We start from the raw sequence: 16,525 nt of genomic DNA on the forward strand, positions 1-16,525 counted from the left end.
TAAACAACAAGTGTTGCAAAATTACCTCAAATCCAGGTAATGGTCCTACAGTGTGAAGAGATCCCGAATCTCAGCCTCATTCATCTTCGTTAAGAAGTTTTCACCAGGCTTGATCAGGGTGTCAATTAATTCTTTCTTTTTCTGTTGTAGTAGATATATTTTTTCTTCAATAGTATTCCTGGTAATGAGTTTATAGACTTGAACAGAATTTTTTTGGCCAATCCGGTAGGCGCGGTCTGTGGCCTGGTCTTCGACAGCCGGGTTCCACCAGGGGTCATAATGAATTACCATATCTGCCCCGGTCAGATTAAGCCCTGTGCCGCCTGCCTTAAGCGAGATAAGAAAAACTGATTTTTCACCAGCATTGAAAGAATTGACAAGGCTGAGTCTGGTTTCAGCCTTGGTTGCTCCATCCAGATAATGATAACTGATTTTCATGGTTTCGAGTTCCTGTCTAATTAAGGCCAACATGCCGGTAAATTGTGAGAACAATAAGATGCGGTGACCACCGTCTGTTGCATCTCTGATTAATTCCTGGAGCATCTCCAGCTTGCCGCTGCTGCCCTGATAGTTCTCAATAAATAATGAGGGATGGCAACAGATTTGCCTGAGTCTGGTTAGTAGTGACAGGATCTTAATTTGACTCTTTTCAAACCCGTTGGCACTGACCTCAGCTTCAAACTCTGATTTGGCCTTTAAGAGCCAGGCTGTATATAGCTTGGTTTGGGCTGCCGTCATTTCGTTAACCATTTTACTCTCGATTTTTTCCGGTAGTTCTTTAAGAACCGCTTTTTTCATACGCCGCATAATAAAGGGTTTAATTTGACGCCCTAACTCCTGGAGCGCTTTCTGATCGTTATTTTTGATAATAGGAATTTCGAAACGACTAATAAACGCTTTGTGGGTACGTAAATAACCAGGCATAATAAAATCAAAGATTGACCATAACTCTGTCAGCGTGTTTTCAATTGGGGTACCGGTTAGGGCAAAATAGCTTTTGGCTTTGATTTGCTTTACTGATTTGGCGCTTAAGGTGTTGGGGTTTTTAATATGCTGGGCCTCATCAAGAAAACAGTATTTGAAGGTTCTTTGTTCATAAAAATCGATATCGCGCTTAATAAGGCCGTACGAGGTGATAACTATATCGGCGTTGTCAATATCTTTGAACTGTTCTAAACGCTCGGAGGGTTGTCCGGCGATAACGCTAACCTTTAGGCTGGGTGCAAACTTCAGAACCTCTTCCCTCCAGTTATAAACAAGTGAGGTCGGGGCGATGACAAGTGACGGGGCGGGGGTATTCTCTTTTTCTGAAAGAATAAAAGTAAGTACCTGTAAGGTTTTTCCTAACCCCATATCATCGGCTAAAATGCCGCCTAAACCGTAATTAGACAGTGACTTAAGCCATTTGTACCCTGTTTTCTGATAGTCCCTGAGTTTGCCCTGGATACCTTGAGGGATTGTATATTCAATATCCTGGGGTTCACGGATATCTTGTACCATATGCTTAAAGGCACTACTGCGCTCAACGGTAAAGTCAGTTGTTTCGCGTGCCAGGCTGTCCAGATAGAGGGCGCGGTATTTTGGCAGTTCTACAACCTGTTTTTCAATATCTGCCGGGCCCAGACTCAATTCATCAATTAAACCGGCAGCTGTTTGAAATTCCGGGGAATCAAGCGTGATAAAAGAACCGTCCGGCAGGCGATGATAGCGTTTTTTTAGCTTATAAGCAGCTAACAAAGCAATTAATTCCTGAGGGGATATATCTTCAAGCTGAAGTGAGAACTCCAGCATGTCGGTCTCTGTATTAAGTCTTACGCCAGCGGCAATTTTGCCGGCCGGCTTGATTTTAATCTGGTGCAAATCATCGGCATAAAGGATTTCTGCACTGTTGTAGAGTTCGGGCAAAGCTTGCTGCAAGAAACTGTAAGCTGCTTCTTCTTCCGCCAGAACCAGGCGGTCTGCTGACCAGGAAAAACCGTAGCGCTGGAAAATGTTTAATAATTCCCTTTCCTGAGCAGTCGAACGGAGGAGCCACTTGCCTGCAATTGTCACATCGCCTGGCCCGGTGTCGCTAAGTGGGTTTATAATTGAGTCGCCGTAGCAAAACTCAATCCTAGCGCTTATTCCAGCGCCAAATCGATCAAGATATATGCGTTTCTCCAGTTGTTCTTTATGAAATTTATTGTAGACGGTGGATTCTACTTTTACTGAGGCAATTGATTCCAGAGCCGGGAGTGCACCTGACATAAAATCGGAAACGGTGGCCGCAGGAATATGCAGTTCAGGTTTTCTATTCTCATTAAAACAGTTTAATAACCGTCTTACATAACTGGCGAACACAGGATCAACATGGTAAATAGTTTTGTTATGGTAGATATAACGAAAATCAGTATCAAGCCCGTAAAATACATCGCCGGACAGATTCATCGACAGTCGTAAGCCATCCTCGAAGGCTTTAACAGCAAGGTCAACCGGCGGCCGGCTACTCTGAACTCTGACCCCTGGCGTTGTTTGATCATTAATCACTACTGTAAACGGCTGTGCATACATTATTTCCAAAAAACGCACAAGGTTTGAATGAATTAGCTTAAAGCGGCGGGGTTCACCAAAGGCAGAATTCGCATTGATTCCAGAATAAGAATGGAAGTTCCAGGCAGAACGCTGCTTTTCTTCATCGTAAGCATGCTGCAGAAGGTTGACTAATGCAGCTGACAACTCGTCAAATACAAATTCCCCCGGTTTCAGGGTAAAATTTTTACCGAAAACAATGGCTTGTTTGGAATTTAAGGCTGTAAGAAGCTGGGGGATATCTTTTAGGACATACATCCGCTCAGTGCCGATTGTAAACTCCAGGTAGCTTGTCTTTTTATTGTTATACAAGTAGAAGTTATAGACAGGAATAAGTTTTACAAGTGCTGCTTTACGTGGCTTATTTGCCGTAGTGTTGTTATCGTTAATCTGGAAGAAATCCAGCAATTCCCGGGTTGAGCGTGTTAAGGTCATCTGACCGGGAGTGCTGAAATATTGGTTCCAGGTGTGTTGAATCCTTTTCAATACGGCTACAACATGCTTGCAGGCGCCGTCATAGTTATAAAATGCCGGGCAATCACAGGCATAATGTTTAATTTTCTGCTGCTGCGAAAACGTTACAGATACAATATAAAGATGTTGCCCGAGGACCCGGGCTTCAAAGGTATTGTCTTCAAGCGAAAAATGCAGATTTTTGATACAATTATTCTGGTAATAATGACAGCCTCTGATATAAGCGGCGTGAGATTCTGCTTCGGCTTTAATTTTCTCTTCTGTTAACATCATAGCTCCTTCCCGTTTCATTATAACTATAATAAATTATCTAACTGCAGATAAAAATCCTGCACTGCGATTCCCCGGGCTTGGCAATTAGCATACATTATATCGACGGCGTATTCGCTTAGATTATTGTAAAAGCGGGGGGGAAATATGATTTATCGTAACCCAGGCAGCAGTTTCCGGAACCTAGTGGCCGGGACTGATGTAAAAATACCTTTAGCAAATGGTAAGTATGTTACAGGGATTAACTTTGATAACGCGGCCACTACGCCGCCGCTTTCTGCAGTAATACGGGAAATTACTCAATTTGCACCCTGGTATGCGTCTGTTCATCGCGGTAAGGGGTATAAGTCAATTGTATGCTCTGACCTTTATGAACAAGGGCGAGAAGTCGTTAGAGAGTTTGTTAATGCCGATAAACGGGATGTCGTAATTTTTACTAAGAATACCACTGAATCAATCAATATGCTAGCTTATGCCTTAGCTGCCGAAAAAGAACAGGTTGTTTTAACAACTGATATGGAGCATTTAGCCAATGATATGCCCTGGCGGGATAAATTCACTGTAGACTATATTGCGTTAACAAAGGCAGGCAGACTATCTTTAAGAAGTTTGGAATCAAAGCTGCAGGCCTACGAGGGTAGGGTAAAACTTGTGGCCGTCACCGGTGCTTCCAATGTTACCGGTTATATCAATCCCATTCATAAGATTGCCCGGTTGACTCACCAATACGGAGCCCGGATTTTTGTGGACGGTGCTCAGTGGGTGCCGCATATTTCTGTTAACATGCGGCCGCCTGATTCGGTAGAACACATTGATTACCTGGCATTCTCAGGACACAAAATGTATGCGCCGTTTGGCACTGGGGTCCTCATTGGGCCGAAAGCAACCTTTGATAATGCCATTCCGGTTTATCAGGGCGGCGGCGCTGTAGGTTTGGTGTCACAACAGTCTATTGAATGGGATGACCCACCTGCCAAGTGTGAAGCAGGTACCCCCAACATGATGGGTGTATTGGCTCTTATCACCGCAATAGAGACTTTGTCCAAGCTAAATCTTAACAGCATTCATAGTTATGAACAGCGCCTGATTGACTATGCTATTAGCGGGTTATTAACCATCCCGGGCATTACGTTATATAGTATCAGGGATGGGACTGAGGCCCGGGTAAGCCTGGTATCTTTCAGCCTGGAGGGGCTGCATCACAGCCAGATTGCTGAAATCTTGTCCCAGAAAGCGGGCATAGCTGTTCGTAACGGTTTGTTTTGCGCCCATCCTTATGTTGAAAAACTACTGCGGCTCAGTGATGAAGAGATTAAATACTATCAAACCCATGATGACAAAAAGCTGCCAGGGCTGGTCCGGATTAGTTTTGGCATTTATAACACGATTAGTGAGATTGAGGTTTTTCTTGATCTATTATCACACATTGCCAGCCAGCGCCAGTATTATGCCAATAAATACAGCTATGTATTGGAGCATAATCGCCCAGGCGGCGATGGCAAACGGGCGGATTTCTACTGCTAATAACAAAACCACTTAGATTCCGGTTTGCGGAATTCTGAGTGGTTTTGTTGCGTAGTTAACTGCGCATTCATTTAATTATTAGAACTGATTGACTTGATCCATTCCTCTAACTTAGCCAGAACTTCCGCGCGGGCTGTGTCCACCTCCACGCCACGCCATTCCTGGCCTGTCTCGCTGTCAAACCACAATTCCTTTTGCGAAAAGGTTCCAGTGGGATAAAGTTTTTCTTTGGCGGCATCCAAGATTCCATCAAACATGCTTTGTTTGATGCTTTTCCTGACCATGCGGCAACCGGCTTTTTCAGTGCTGGCGACCTCTATACCGTCCAGGCCGGCACTCAGCTCAACATGAGAAAGCAACTTGCCTTGCTGGCCGGCGGTGGAAATAGCCTGCTTGGCATATGCGGCGGCCTGCTCCCGCTTAATACTGTCATCATTTACAGTAACTCTGACATTGCCGATAATAAGCTTATACATGATGCACCTCCTTATGAACTATTGTATGACTATTTACCTGATATAGAACAGTTTTTGTCAGTATCGCCGCAAGTTGACTTTTGCAATTTATTGCTATATAATGGAACATACAAATCTGTAGAGGCAGAATAGTAAGTCTATATGTGCAGTTCAGAAAGTTGGCGGTTGCTGTGAGCCAATCTGTACTATACCTGAACTCACTGCTGAGGAGCGACTGTGAACTTCTAACAGCGGTCGACGCAGGCCGGCGTTACAGGCTAAAGAGTGGATGACAACTGTCATCAAGCAGGGTGGTACCGCGAGAAGTCTCGTCCCTGGCGTTAGCCACGGGACTTTTTTACTATCTGTCCGAGGGGGATTGAATTACTCGATGAATGAAAAATACTCGCCACGCGAGATTGAGGCCAAATGGCAAAAACTCTGGGTTGAAAACGATGCTTTCAGCACAACAATTAATCGCCAGCGTCCAGAATACTATGTTCTGGAAATGTTTCCTTATCCGTCAGGCAACCTGCATATGGGTCATGTACGTAATTACTCAATTGGCGATGTTGTTGCCAGATTTAAGGTAATGCAAGGCTATAATGTGCTGCATCCTATGGGGTGGGATGCTTTTGGCATGCCAGCCGAAAACGCCGCTATCAAGCATGGCATTCATCCATCGTCTTGGACATGGGAAAATATTGCTAATATGCGCCGCCAACAGCAAGAACTGGGCTTATCCTATGATTGGGATCGTGAAGTCGCTACCTGTCACCCTAAATATTATCACTGGACACAGTGGTTGTTTTTGCTGTTCCTGGAACGCGGCTTAGCCTATAAAAAGAAAGCTGCAGTAAACTGGTGCAACGACTGCAATACGGTACTGGCTAATGAACAGGTTGTTGATGGTCGCTGTTGGCGTTGTGACTCAGTTGTTATAAAAAAAGATCTTGAACAATGGTTCTTTAAAATAACAGATTATGCCGATCGTCTTTTAACCGACCTGGCTGACCTTAAAGGCTGGCCTGAACGCGTTAAAACCATGCAGGAAAACTGGATTGGCCGCAGTGAGGGTGCTGAATTTAGTTTTGCTGTTCCTGAGATTGACGACAAAATTGCCGTATACACTACCCGGCATGACACTGTTTTTGGTGTAAGTTACATTGTGCTGGCACCTGAACATGCCTTAGTGGACAAGCTTATCCCCGGCAAACCGGAAGAAGTGGCTGTTAAAGCCTTTATTGAACGTGTCCGGGGCCAAAGTGAGATCGCCCGCACATCAAATGAAACCGAAAAAGAGGGTGTTTTTACCGGGTCATACGCCCTCCATCCTTTTACTGGTGAACAAGTGCCTATTTGGGTAGCAAACTATGTGTTGGTAGAATATGGAACAGGGGCTGTGATGGGCGTACCGGCGCATGACCAGCGCGACTGGGAGTTTGCGGGCAAATATGGATTACCCAAAAAGGTTGTAGTTCAACCAGCAGGCAAAGAGCTTAGTCTAGGTGAGATGGCGGGAGCGTTTGACGGTCAGGGAACGATGGTCAATTCCGGTGAATTCAGCGGTCTGGATAATGAAACAGGTAAGGTTCGAATCGCGCAATGGTTTGAAAAGCAGGGTATTGGCAAACGCCGCGTTAACTACCGGCTGCGCGACTGGCTTATTTCCCGTCAGCGTTATTGGGGTGCTCCCATTCCTGTCATCTATTGCCCGGACTGTGGTACAGTACCTGTACCAAAAGACCAATTGCCGGTTTTATTGCCTGAGAACGTTGATTTTGCCAGTGGGTCAGTATCGCCGCTGGCCAAAGCTGAAGAATTTATTAACTGCACCTGTCCCAAGTGTGGCGGCAATGCGCGGCGTGAAACCGATACCATGGATACCTTTATCTGCTCGTCCTGGTACTATTTCCGCTATACCAGCCCCCATAGCACTGATGAACCGTTCAATCCTGACAAAGCCAATTACTGGATGCCTGTGGATCAATATATCGGCGGTATTGAGCATGCTATACTGCACCTTTTATACTCGCGTTTCTTTACTAAGGTGCTCAAGGATGCCGGTCTGGTTAATGTCAATGAACCGTTCAAGAACCTGCTGACCCAGGGGATGGTTATCAAAGACGGGGCCAAGATGTCGAAGTCCAAAGGTAATGTAGTCTCACCTGAAGAAATTATTGGTAAGTACGGTGCCGACACTGCCAGAATGTTTATCCTGTTCGCTGCGCCGCCTGAGCGCGATCTGGAGTGGAGTGATCAGGGGGTTGAGGGGGCATACCGCTTCTTAGGGCGTTTATGGCGGATTGTCAGTTATTATGCGCCGCTTGTCAATGCGGAAGCTGATGTCTATGATCCCAAACAACTCGGCAAAGAAGAGAAAGAGCTGCGCCGTATCCTGCACATAACCATCAAGCGGGTAACCGAAGATATTGGGCAACGGTTTAACTTCAATACAGCCATCAGCGCCATTATGGAACTGGTAAATGCAATGTATGCACTTAAGGAGCAGGGGGTAACACCGCAAACTGGTTTGGCCCGGGAAGTAGTGTCCGGGCTCTTAAAGATGCTTGCACCGTTTGCGCCACATGTAACTGAGGAACTGTGGCAGGAAACCATTGCTGAGGGCAGTGTGCACAAGCAGCTGTGGCCAACCTTCGAGGCTGCCGCTATGGAAGTGGAAGAGGTTGAAATAGTACTTCAGATTAATGGCAAGGTTCGCGACAAGGTTGTTGTTCCGTTTGGCCTGAGTGCTAAAGAACTGGAAAAGACAGCCCTGGGACAGGGAAAAGTTCAGGAGCTCATTGCAGGCAAGCAGGTTGTTAAAGTTATATGTGTACCGCAGAAACTGGTTAATATTGTTGTAAAATAGCAATAATAATATGAGGAGGCGGAAAAAATGAGTGAATTAAACATAGCAAGCACAGGACAGTTTAATGATGCAGTGCTCAAATCTGACAAACCTGTTTTGGTAGACTTTTGGGCGCCGTGGTGTGGCCCCTGTAAAATGGTAGCGCCGGAGGTTGAAGCGGTTGCTAAAAAATTTGAGGGACGGGCTGTTGTGGCTAAGGTAAATATTGATGAGCAGCAAGACTTGGCCAGTCAATACAATGTGATGAGTATCCCTACCCTGATCGTTTTTAAAGCTGGCAGTGAGGTAGGCCGGATTACCGGTTTCCGCCCACAAAAAGATATCGGGGATACGCTGGAAAAAGCGTTATGATGTAAGATTGAAACTCCTGGACTACAGTCCAGGAGTTTTTATTGGGTTCTAACTTGTATTAGTCTGTAAAATTTGACATAATTAAACTATATATCACGTAGAAAGAGGTTTGCAGGCGCAGGCGGGTGGCCATTGACAACGCTCCACCGCTGGTGCTGGACTGCCGCTTTTGCCAACACACCACCCGCCTGCAAAACTTTAATGCGTATATAAGTAAAACTAGCCTGATTTTATGTAATAGTATGAAAGTTTGCCTGTTAGCAGGGAACACCCTGAGACATGTCGAAAATGTCAGTAAAACTTAATTGCTAAGGAGACATAAATAAAGATGATAGGTTGCACTAAATTGCTTTGCGGCACAGCTACCGTGTCGGACATCGTAAAATATGGCCGCAGTTCTCAGCATTTGCCGCCTCAGATGCTTCAATTTTCTTCAGACGCAACCCCCATTGTTGTCTGGAACTCGACTAATCGCTGTAATCTGAATTGCCAGCACTGTTATATTTGTGCTGAAGACCGTGACTATGCCGGAGAATTTACAACTGCCGAAGCCAAAGCCTTTATTGACGATTTGGCGGCAATGAAGGTGCCGGTACTGCTGTTTTCCGGTGGTGAACCGCTTGTCAGGTATGATCTGTTTGAGCTGGGCGCCTATGCAATTACAAAAGGGATTCGCCCGGTGATCTCGACAAATGGCACTCTTATTACACCTGAGACAGCCAAGCGTATTAAAGCTACCGGCTTCCAGTATGTTGGTGTCAGCGTAGATGGCAGCGAAGAAGTTCATGACTATTTCCGGGGCAAAAAAGGCGCCTTTCAGGAAACGATTGCCGGGATTCGCAACTCAATCGCGGCTGGTAATAAGACCGGTATCCGCTTTACGGTAAATAAACTTAACTATCACACGTTACCTGATATTTTAGACATTGTTGAACGTGAGAAGATCCCCCGTTTTTGTATGTATCATCTGGTATATGCCGGACGTGGCAAGGAAATGGCTGAACTTGACACCACACCGGAACAGAAGCGCCAGACCATTGAACTGTTGATTGAACGGACGCTTGATTTCCACAAGCGTGGGATTGAGGTTGAGATCCTTACTACAGATAATCATGCTGATGGTATCTATATCCTGCAATACTTTGAACGCACTCAGCCTGAACGTGTGCCGGAGATTAAAGAGCTTTTGTCTATGCATGGCGGTTGTTCAGCCGGGCAGAAAATGGCTAATGTTGACCCACAGGGAGAGGTTCATGCCTGTCAATTCTGGGGGCATAAGTCATTGGGCAATGTTCGCAAACAGTCATTTAGTGAAATCTGGCAGAATAATCAAGATGAATTCTTGTGTAAGCTGCGTGATAAACCAAGTTATGTCACCGGTCGTTGTGGTGAATGCCGGTATAAGAGCTTTTGCGGCGGCTGCCGGATAAGGGCCGAAGCAGTGTCAGGCGACCTGTGGAGTGAAGATCCAGCTTGCTATCTTACTGACTACAAGGAGTAACTACTACATGATAATCTCATGGAATACCACCCAACAGTGTAATATTAACTGTGTGCACTGTTACCGTGATGCCGGTGCTAAACGGACAGATGAGTTAAGTACCGCCGAAGGCAAAAAACTGCTTAGCGAGATCGCGAAAGCCGGCTTTAAGATTATGATCTTTAGCGGCGGGGAACCCATGCTGCGGCCTGATATCTATGAACTGATCACCTATGCTGCTTCAGTTGGTCTGAGACCTGTTCTCGGGACAAATGGTATTATGCTTACCGGTGATGTGCCTGGCAGGCTCAAGTCTGCCGGCTTGATGTGCGCCGGTATCAGTGTGGACAGCCGCGATCCTGAGCGCCATGACACCTTTCGCGGATTGAAAGGTGCCTGGGAACAGACTATGGCAGGTATAAAAACCTGCCGGGAAGCGGGCTTGCCTTTCCAAATCCACACCACGGTAAGCAACTGGAACGAAAACGAAGTGACTGATCTTACTGACCTGGCTGTTGACCTTGGTGCTGTGGCTCATCATATCTTTTTTCTGGTGCCGGCAGGCCGCGGGAAAGATATTGAAGATACGACACTGAAGACAGCCCAGTATGAAGCGCTGTTGACACGTATCCTTGATAAACAGGCAGCCACCTCGATCGAGTTAAAACCGACGTGTGCTCCGCAATTTATGCGTATTGCCAAAGAGCGGGGCGTACCTATGCGCTATACCAGAGGGTGTCTGGCCGGGACTACTTACTGCGTAATACTGCCAAACGGCGATGTCCAGCCCTGTCCTTACCTGCCGCTGCGAGTTGGCAATGTGCGGGAAACAGCCTTTGATGCGATCTGGCAGGATAGTCAGGTATTCAAGGAGCTTCGCCACGAGCCTCTTAAAGGCGGCTGTGGTTCCTGTGGTTTTGACAGTTTATGCGGCGGCTGCCGGGCCAGAGCCTATTATTACTCTGAAGGGGATTATCTGGCAGAAGAACCCTGGTGCAGCCGGGGTATTAGAGATAAGTGAAACTAAAAGAGAGGATGCTATAGGGCATTCTCTCTTTTGTTAAACAGGGGTCAAGCTGACTTATGACAGGTAGGTATAAACGCTATTCAGAATGGAAATCTAATTAAAGCTGACCGATTACAGCGAGCATGGCCATACTAGTGCCAATATAACGAACGCGGGCGAGATTGCCACGCTATCATTTACAATGACTAAAAGGAAAAATGTCATTGCACATGATACGATGAAGCAATCTCGCTTTTTAATAAATAATAAATTTAAATATTGCCTCAAATATAACAGGAAAACTGAGTGAAAAAACAGAATACCAGATTAAGGATTATTTGCCAATACTAATTTTTAAGGGGGGGGACTATGGAAAAGCGGGATACCCTTTGGGAATTGTTCCAGAAGAAAAATGTGAGTCGCCGCGACTTCCTGAAAACATGCGTGGCCCTGACCAGCATTATGGGCCTATCCACTGAATTTATACCCCAGGTTATTGAAGCAGCCGATAAGAAACCGTTGCTGCCTGTGATTTGGCTCCACGGTCATGAATGTACAGGCTGTGATGAAACATTTATCCGCTCACAGACGCCGTTGGCATCAGACCTTGTGTTGAACATGATTGCTCTTGAATATATGGATGTTTTAGCAGCTACAGCCGGTGAACAGCTAGAACACCAACTGGAAGAGACGATCAAAAACTACTCAGGTCAATATGTCTTAATCTTTGAGGGTGCTGTACCTACTGCAGAAAACGGTATATACTGTATGGTTGGCGGCAAACCAATTCTTGAAACATTAAAGCATGTCGCTAAGAATGCGGCAGCCATTATTGAAAACGGTTCCTGTGCTGCCTGGGGTGGTATTCAGGCTGCCAGACCCAATCCTACTAAATCAGTATCAGTCAGTGAAGTTGTTAGTGGCAAGCCAATTATCAAAGTGCCTGGCTGCCCGCCGATTCCAGAGGTGTTGACAGGCACCATTATGCATTATATTTTATTCGGGCAGCTGCCGCCTGTTGATAATCAGGGGCGCCCCAAACAGTTTTTCGGTAACCGCATTCATGATACCTGTTACCGCCGCCCCTTCTTTGATTCCGGTATGTTTGTCGAGAAGTTTGATGATATAGGCAGTAAGGCTGGCTGGTGTCTGTACAAGGTAGGCTGCCGGGGGCCGGAGGCCTATAATTCCTGCGGCAATATGCGCTGGTGGAATGGTATGAGCTATCCTATCCAATCAGGTGCGCCCTGTGTAGCCTGTGCGGCAAACAACTTCTGGGATAATGATCCGTTCTATGAGCGGCTGCCCAATATTCCTGTCCCTAATACTATTGCCAATGCCGATAAGGTTGGCGCTGTCTTAGCTGGTGTGACTACTGCCGGGGTTGTAGCTCATGGTGTGGCATCCTATTTCCAGCATAAGATGCATGAGTCCAAAGCGGAAAAATCGCAGGAAGCTACTGAGGAGAATAAGCCTGAACACAGTAATGATAATGAATAGCGGACGAGGAGGAAGGGCTTAGATGAAACGCATAGTTGTTGACCCCATAAACCGAATTGAAGGCCACCTGCGGATTGAGATAAAGGTTGATGAAGCTACCGGCAAAGTGGAAGATGCATTGTCAAGCGGTACTGCCTGGCGGGGGATTGAACTGATCGTAAAAGGCCGCGACCCGCGTGACGCCTGGATGTTTGCCCAGAGAATATGTGGTGTATGTACTACCGTGCACGCGTTAGGCAGCCTGCGTGCCGTTGAAGATGCGTTAGGTATTGAAATACCCAAAAACGCTAACTATATCCGCAATATAATTGCCGCTTCACAAACGGTGCATGATCATACCGTCCATTTTTACCACCTGCATGCCTTAGACTGGGTAAGTCCGGTTGCCGCGCTCAAAGCCGATCCGGCAGCAACTGCGGCTATCCAGAATACCGTCCTGGATAAATACAGCCTGGGACTGGCGGGACCTGTTGGTTTTGATACCCATGCGTACGCCAAAGAATTTCCTAAAGCAACCACCGCATACTTTAGAGAAATCCAAAACAGAATTAAAAAGGTTGTTGAGAGCGGGCAGCTAGGCATATTTGCCGGTCATTACTGGGATCATCCCGACTATGACGTCTTGCCGCCAGAGGCTCATCTCATGGCTGTTTCCCATTATCTCAATATGCTTGACCGTCAGCGCGAAATTGTAATTCCCCATGTTATTTTCGGTGGGAAAAACCCCCATCCCCATTATATTGTCGGCGGGATGCCCTGCTCGATATCCATGAATGATATGAATGCCCCGGTCAACACTGAACGGCTGGCAGTTGTCGATACATCGGTTAACCTGAGTATCGACCTGGTAAATAATTTTTATGTGCCTGATGTGCTGGCTATTGGCGACCTGTTTGTTAAAGCCGGTTTTGTTGATGGCGGTGGCTTAGCAGGACAGCGGGTATTGTCGTTTGGCGATTACCCGGACGAGCGTTATACCGGTATTTCGAATGGCGACTACTTTAAAAACTTGTTAATCAAATCGAACGGCGTTGTAGAAAACTTTGGCCAGGGTGTGGCTAAGGCTACCTTCTATCCGCTGGAAGGCAAAGATTTAAGCGATCCTAATGTTTTGGCCGAGGGTATTGAGCATTCCTGGTATAGTTATCCTGAGGCCGGCAAAGACCTTCACCCCTGGAGCGGGGTTACCAGCCCCCAGTATACCGGACCCAAAGAGGGTACCAAGACTAACTGGAAATATCTTGACGAAGCCGGCAAATATTCCTGGATTAAAACCCCAAAATGGAATGGTAAGATGGCTGAGGTTGGCCCTTTAGCTAAATATATTGTTATTTATACTAAAATTAAACAAGGGATTATTCAGGAGCCGACCTGGGCAGAGAAAATGATTGTCGATCAAATTGAGGCTGTGTCCAAAGTGTTGAATCTGCCGCCGGAAAAATGGATGCCGACCACTGTTGGCCGGACAGCGATACGCGGCTTAGATGCCCAGTTAAATGCCTACATAAGTAAATATTTCTTTGACAAGCTTATTAACAGTATTAAAGCAGGTGACACCACCGTAGCTAATACGGCTACCTGGGACCCGGCTACCTGGCCGAAAGAGGCTAAAGGGGTTGGCCTGCACGAAGCGCCCCGCGGCGGGCTGAGCCACTGGGTTACAATTAAAAACGGTAAAATTGACAACTATCAGGCTGTCGTTCCCTCCACCTGGAATGCTTGTCCGCGGGACAGCAAAGCCGGTTATGGTGCCTATGAATCCAGCATGATCGACACTAAAGTAAAAATTGCTGAAAAACCGCTTGAAATACTGAGGGTTCTTCACTCTTTTGACCCCTGTTTAGCTTGCGCTACGCATCTGTATGACAGCAAGGGTAAGGAGCTTACAGTAGTCCGCACAGACCCGTATTTGTAAAAAAAAGGAGGAATACCGGTCATGCGTCAAGGCGCTATGAAACCCTATTACCTGTTTAGCCCATGGACGAGGATTTTCCACTGGGTTATGGTAATATGTGTATTTATTCTGTTTATTACCGGGCTTTATATTGGCAACCCCTTTTTTCTGGGGACCCAGGGAATGGAGCCAACCTTTGCTGTTAACAATGTTTTATCAATGGAAATGATCCGTTATATCCACTTTATCGCCGGCTATGTGCTTGTTATCTCCTTTATTCCCCGGATTTACGGCTTTATTATTAACCCTGGCGACAGGTTGCTGCCAAAGCCCTGGAGCAAGCTATACTGGACCGGGATGATTGATACCCAGATGCACTATATGCTTATGCGCGGTAAGCACCGGCCTTATTTGCGGAACTCATTGGCCAGGTCCGGTTATTTAGCTGTGTATCTGATGTTTCTCATTGAGGCCTTTACCGGCTTTGCGATGTATTACATGATTGAGCCCAACCGGTTTCTGGCAAAAGTATTTGGTCCGTTTAACAACTGGCTTGTTAATGAATATATGGTACATATTATTCATCATTTTGTTGCCTGGTTTATCATCCTGTTTGTCATTGTCCATGTGTATATGGCGATCAGGGCTGACTTAACCGAAAAGGGCGGCGAGGTCTCGGCTATGTTCTCAGGTGTCAAATATATGGAGGAAGAGCCTGATGATATCGGAGATATAACAGACACTAAGAAAACTACGGCAAAATAGGAGCTTCAAATATGGAGAAAATTATTGTACTGGGTGTCGGTAATATCTTAATGCAGGATGAAGGCTTTGGCGTCCGGGTGGTTGAGGAACTCACCCGGCGCTATCGCTTTCCCGATAATGTTCAGGTTCTTGATGGTGGTACGCTGGGGATGGAACTGCTGCGATTTATCACCGGTGCTGACAGGTTAGTGATTATTGATGCCGTAAATGGTGGTGGAGAACCTGGTGAATTATACCGGTTTGCCAATGAGGACGTCAAAGCCTATTTCAAAAACAAGGTGTCACTGCACGAACTGGGGATTCAGGATGTACTCGCCGCCCTGGAGCTTTTGGAACAGCCTGTTCAGGATATTGTCATTTTCGGTATTCAACCGGCAGTCATTGATGTTGGCCTGGAACTGAGTGAAACGGTGCAGCCAGGTGTGGCCGTGACTGCCGTCCGGGTAGTGGATATTTTGCGCTCCTGGAGTATAAACTGCCTGCCGCATACATAGGTATTACAAATGCGGGAGGTGGGGCTGTGAATTACAGTGTTCTCAACGTTGTTCTTACACTGAAGGAGGAACCTGAGCTTTTTCAGGCTGAAGATTACCGGTATAATCAGGAAAAGAGCTGTCATGAGTTGTTAATCACTGTCTTAGGTCAAAAACTGTGGGTAGATACCCGGGCTGTCAGGTTAAAGAAACTAACAGGGGCTACTTTTTGCTGGACAGAGTACGAACAAGGTCAGTATGTTGAGCTTACCCCGGCAAATTCCGTCTGCCCGGAATGTGGCTGGTGGCAGTGCCATTTATGCGCCTCCTGCCACTGCAATAAACCAGCTAAAAGCGTTTAATAGCAAAGGAATTTACAGTAGTAGCAGGAAAAAACGATTTTTGCGCGTATATTGTATACTGTAACCTTGACTAATACTTATCTAGGAGTGGTGACCATGCTACGCGGTATTCGTGGTGCAACAACTGTTACAGCCGACATTCGAGAAGAGATCTTTGAACGCGTGGCTGAGCTTCTTTCGGCAATAGTCCAGGAAAATGCAATAGATATTGAGGATATTGGCGCTGTAATCTTTAGTACGACCCCTGACCTGACTGCTGCTTTTCCAGCGGCCGGTGCGAGAAAGCTAGGCTGGACACAGGTGCCCTTGTTTGGAACACAGGAAATAGAGTGTCCGGAGGCAGTACCGCTCTGTATTCGTGTATTAATTCTCTGGAATACCGATACCCGGCAGCGGGATATTAAACATGTTTACCTGCATGACGCTACCAGCTTGCGTCAGGATATCAAGCTATAAAAAAAATGTACTGATAAGGCCTGCTTTGTCAAATTACAAAGCAGGCCTTAATAATTAACCCCCAGATGTCAATGC

General features: G+C 46.3%; 13 protein-coding genes and 1 other annotated feature. Of the genes, 11 read left to right on the forward strand and 2 right to left on the reverse strand.

Annotated elements, in window-relative coordinates:
- Positions 1-45: 45 nt before the first annotated feature.
- On the reverse strand, positions 46-3,312 hold the full coding sequence (locus VN379_RS08770) for an SNF2 helicase associated domain-containing protein (protein ID WP_414714977.1): 3,267 nt from the start codon (positions 3,310-3,312) through the stop codon (positions 46-48).
- 147 nt (positions 3,313-3,459) lie between these two features.
- On the opposite strand from VN379_RS08770, the gene VN379_RS08775 reads away from it, so the two are divergent.
- A complete protein-coding gene (locus tag VN379_RS08775; protein WP_325532881.1) occupies positions 3,460-4,836 on the forward strand; it encodes an aminotransferase class V-fold PLP-dependent enzyme in 1,377 nt (458 codons plus the stop codon).
- 71 nt (positions 4,837-4,907) lie between these two features.
- Here VN379_RS08775 and VN379_RS08780 read toward each other — a convergent pair whose 3' ends face one another.
- Entirely contained in the window at positions 4,908-5,312 is a 405-nt protein-coding gene (locus VN379_RS08780; RefSeq protein WP_325532882.1) for a hypothetical protein, read from the reverse strand.
- Between the two features lie 109 nt (positions 5,313-5,421).
- Positions 5,422-5,631 (forward strand) — a binding site (T-box leader).
- A gap of 51 nt (positions 5,632-5,682) precedes the next feature.
- On the opposite strand from VN379_RS08780, the gene leuS reads away from it, so the two are divergent.
- The 10 genes from leuS to aroH all read left to right on the forward strand — a co-directional run bounded on the left by leuS (position 5,683) and on the right by aroH (position 16,450).
- Entirely contained in the window at positions 5,683-8,163 is a 2,481-nt protein-coding gene (gene leuS, locus VN379_RS08785; protein ID WP_325532884.1) for a leucine--tRNA ligase, read from the forward strand.
- 27 nt (positions 8,164-8,190) lie between these two features.
- Positions 8,191-8,514, forward strand: a complete 324-nt coding sequence (gene trxA, locus VN379_RS08790) for a thioredoxin (RefSeq protein WP_325532886.1) — start codon at positions 8,191-8,193, stop codon at positions 8,512-8,514.
- Between the two features lie 328 nt (positions 8,515-8,842).
- Entirely contained in the window at positions 8,843-10,015 is a 1,173-nt protein-coding gene (locus VN379_RS08795; RefSeq protein WP_325532888.1) for a radical SAM/SPASM domain-containing protein, read from the forward strand.
- A gap of 7 nt (positions 10,016-10,022) precedes the next feature.
- Positions 10,023-11,015 carry a putative heme d1 biosynthesis radical SAM protein NirJ2 gene (nirJ2, locus tag VN379_RS08800; RefSeq protein ID WP_325532890.1) on the forward strand — a complete coding sequence of 331 codons (993 nt, stop codon included), beginning with the start codon at positions 10,023-10,025 and terminating at the stop codon, positions 11,013-11,015.
- A gap of 354 nt (positions 11,016-11,369) precedes the next feature.
- On the forward strand, positions 11,370-12,500 hold the full coding sequence (locus VN379_RS08805) for a hydrogenase small subunit (RefSeq protein ID WP_325532892.1): 1,131 nt from the start codon (positions 11,370-11,372) through the stop codon (positions 12,498-12,500).
- A 22-nt stretch (positions 12,501-12,522) separates the two neighbouring features.
- A complete protein-coding gene (locus VN379_RS08810) occupies positions 12,523-14,415 on the forward strand; it encodes a nickel-dependent hydrogenase large subunit (RefSeq protein ID WP_325532894.1) in 1,893 nt (630 codons plus the stop codon).
- A gap of 21 nt (positions 14,416-14,436) precedes the next feature.
- Positions 14,437-15,159 (forward strand): Ni/Fe-hydrogenase, b-type cytochrome subunit, encoded by a 723-nt coding sequence (gene cybH, locus VN379_RS08815; RefSeq protein ID WP_325532896.1) that lies wholly within the window; start codon positions 14,437-14,439, stop codon positions 15,157-15,159.
- Positions 15,160-15,170: 11 nt separating this feature from the next.
- Complete coding sequence (locus VN379_RS08820; RefSeq protein ID WP_325532898.1) at positions 15,171-15,653, forward strand: HyaD/HybD family hydrogenase maturation endopeptidase; 483 nt, start codon at positions 15,171-15,173, stop codon at positions 15,651-15,653.
- A 26-nt stretch (positions 15,654-15,679) separates the two neighbouring features.
- Positions 15,680-15,994, forward strand: a complete 315-nt coding sequence (locus VN379_RS08825) for a hypothetical protein (RefSeq protein ID WP_325532900.1) — start codon at positions 15,680-15,682, stop codon at positions 15,992-15,994.
- Positions 15,995-16,090: 96 nt separating this feature from the next.
- The gene (gene aroH, locus VN379_RS08830; RefSeq protein WP_325532902.1) at positions 16,091-16,450 is read left to right on the forward strand and encodes a chorismate mutase; all 360 of its coding nucleotides are present in this window, start codon (positions 16,091-16,093) and stop codon (positions 16,448-16,450) included.
- Positions 16,451-16,525: the final 75 nt, after the last annotated feature.

It is taken from the genome of Sporomusa sp., from assembly GCF_035561255.1.
Classification (GTDB): Bacteria; Bacillota; Negativicutes; order Sporomusales; family Sporomusaceae; genus Sporomusa.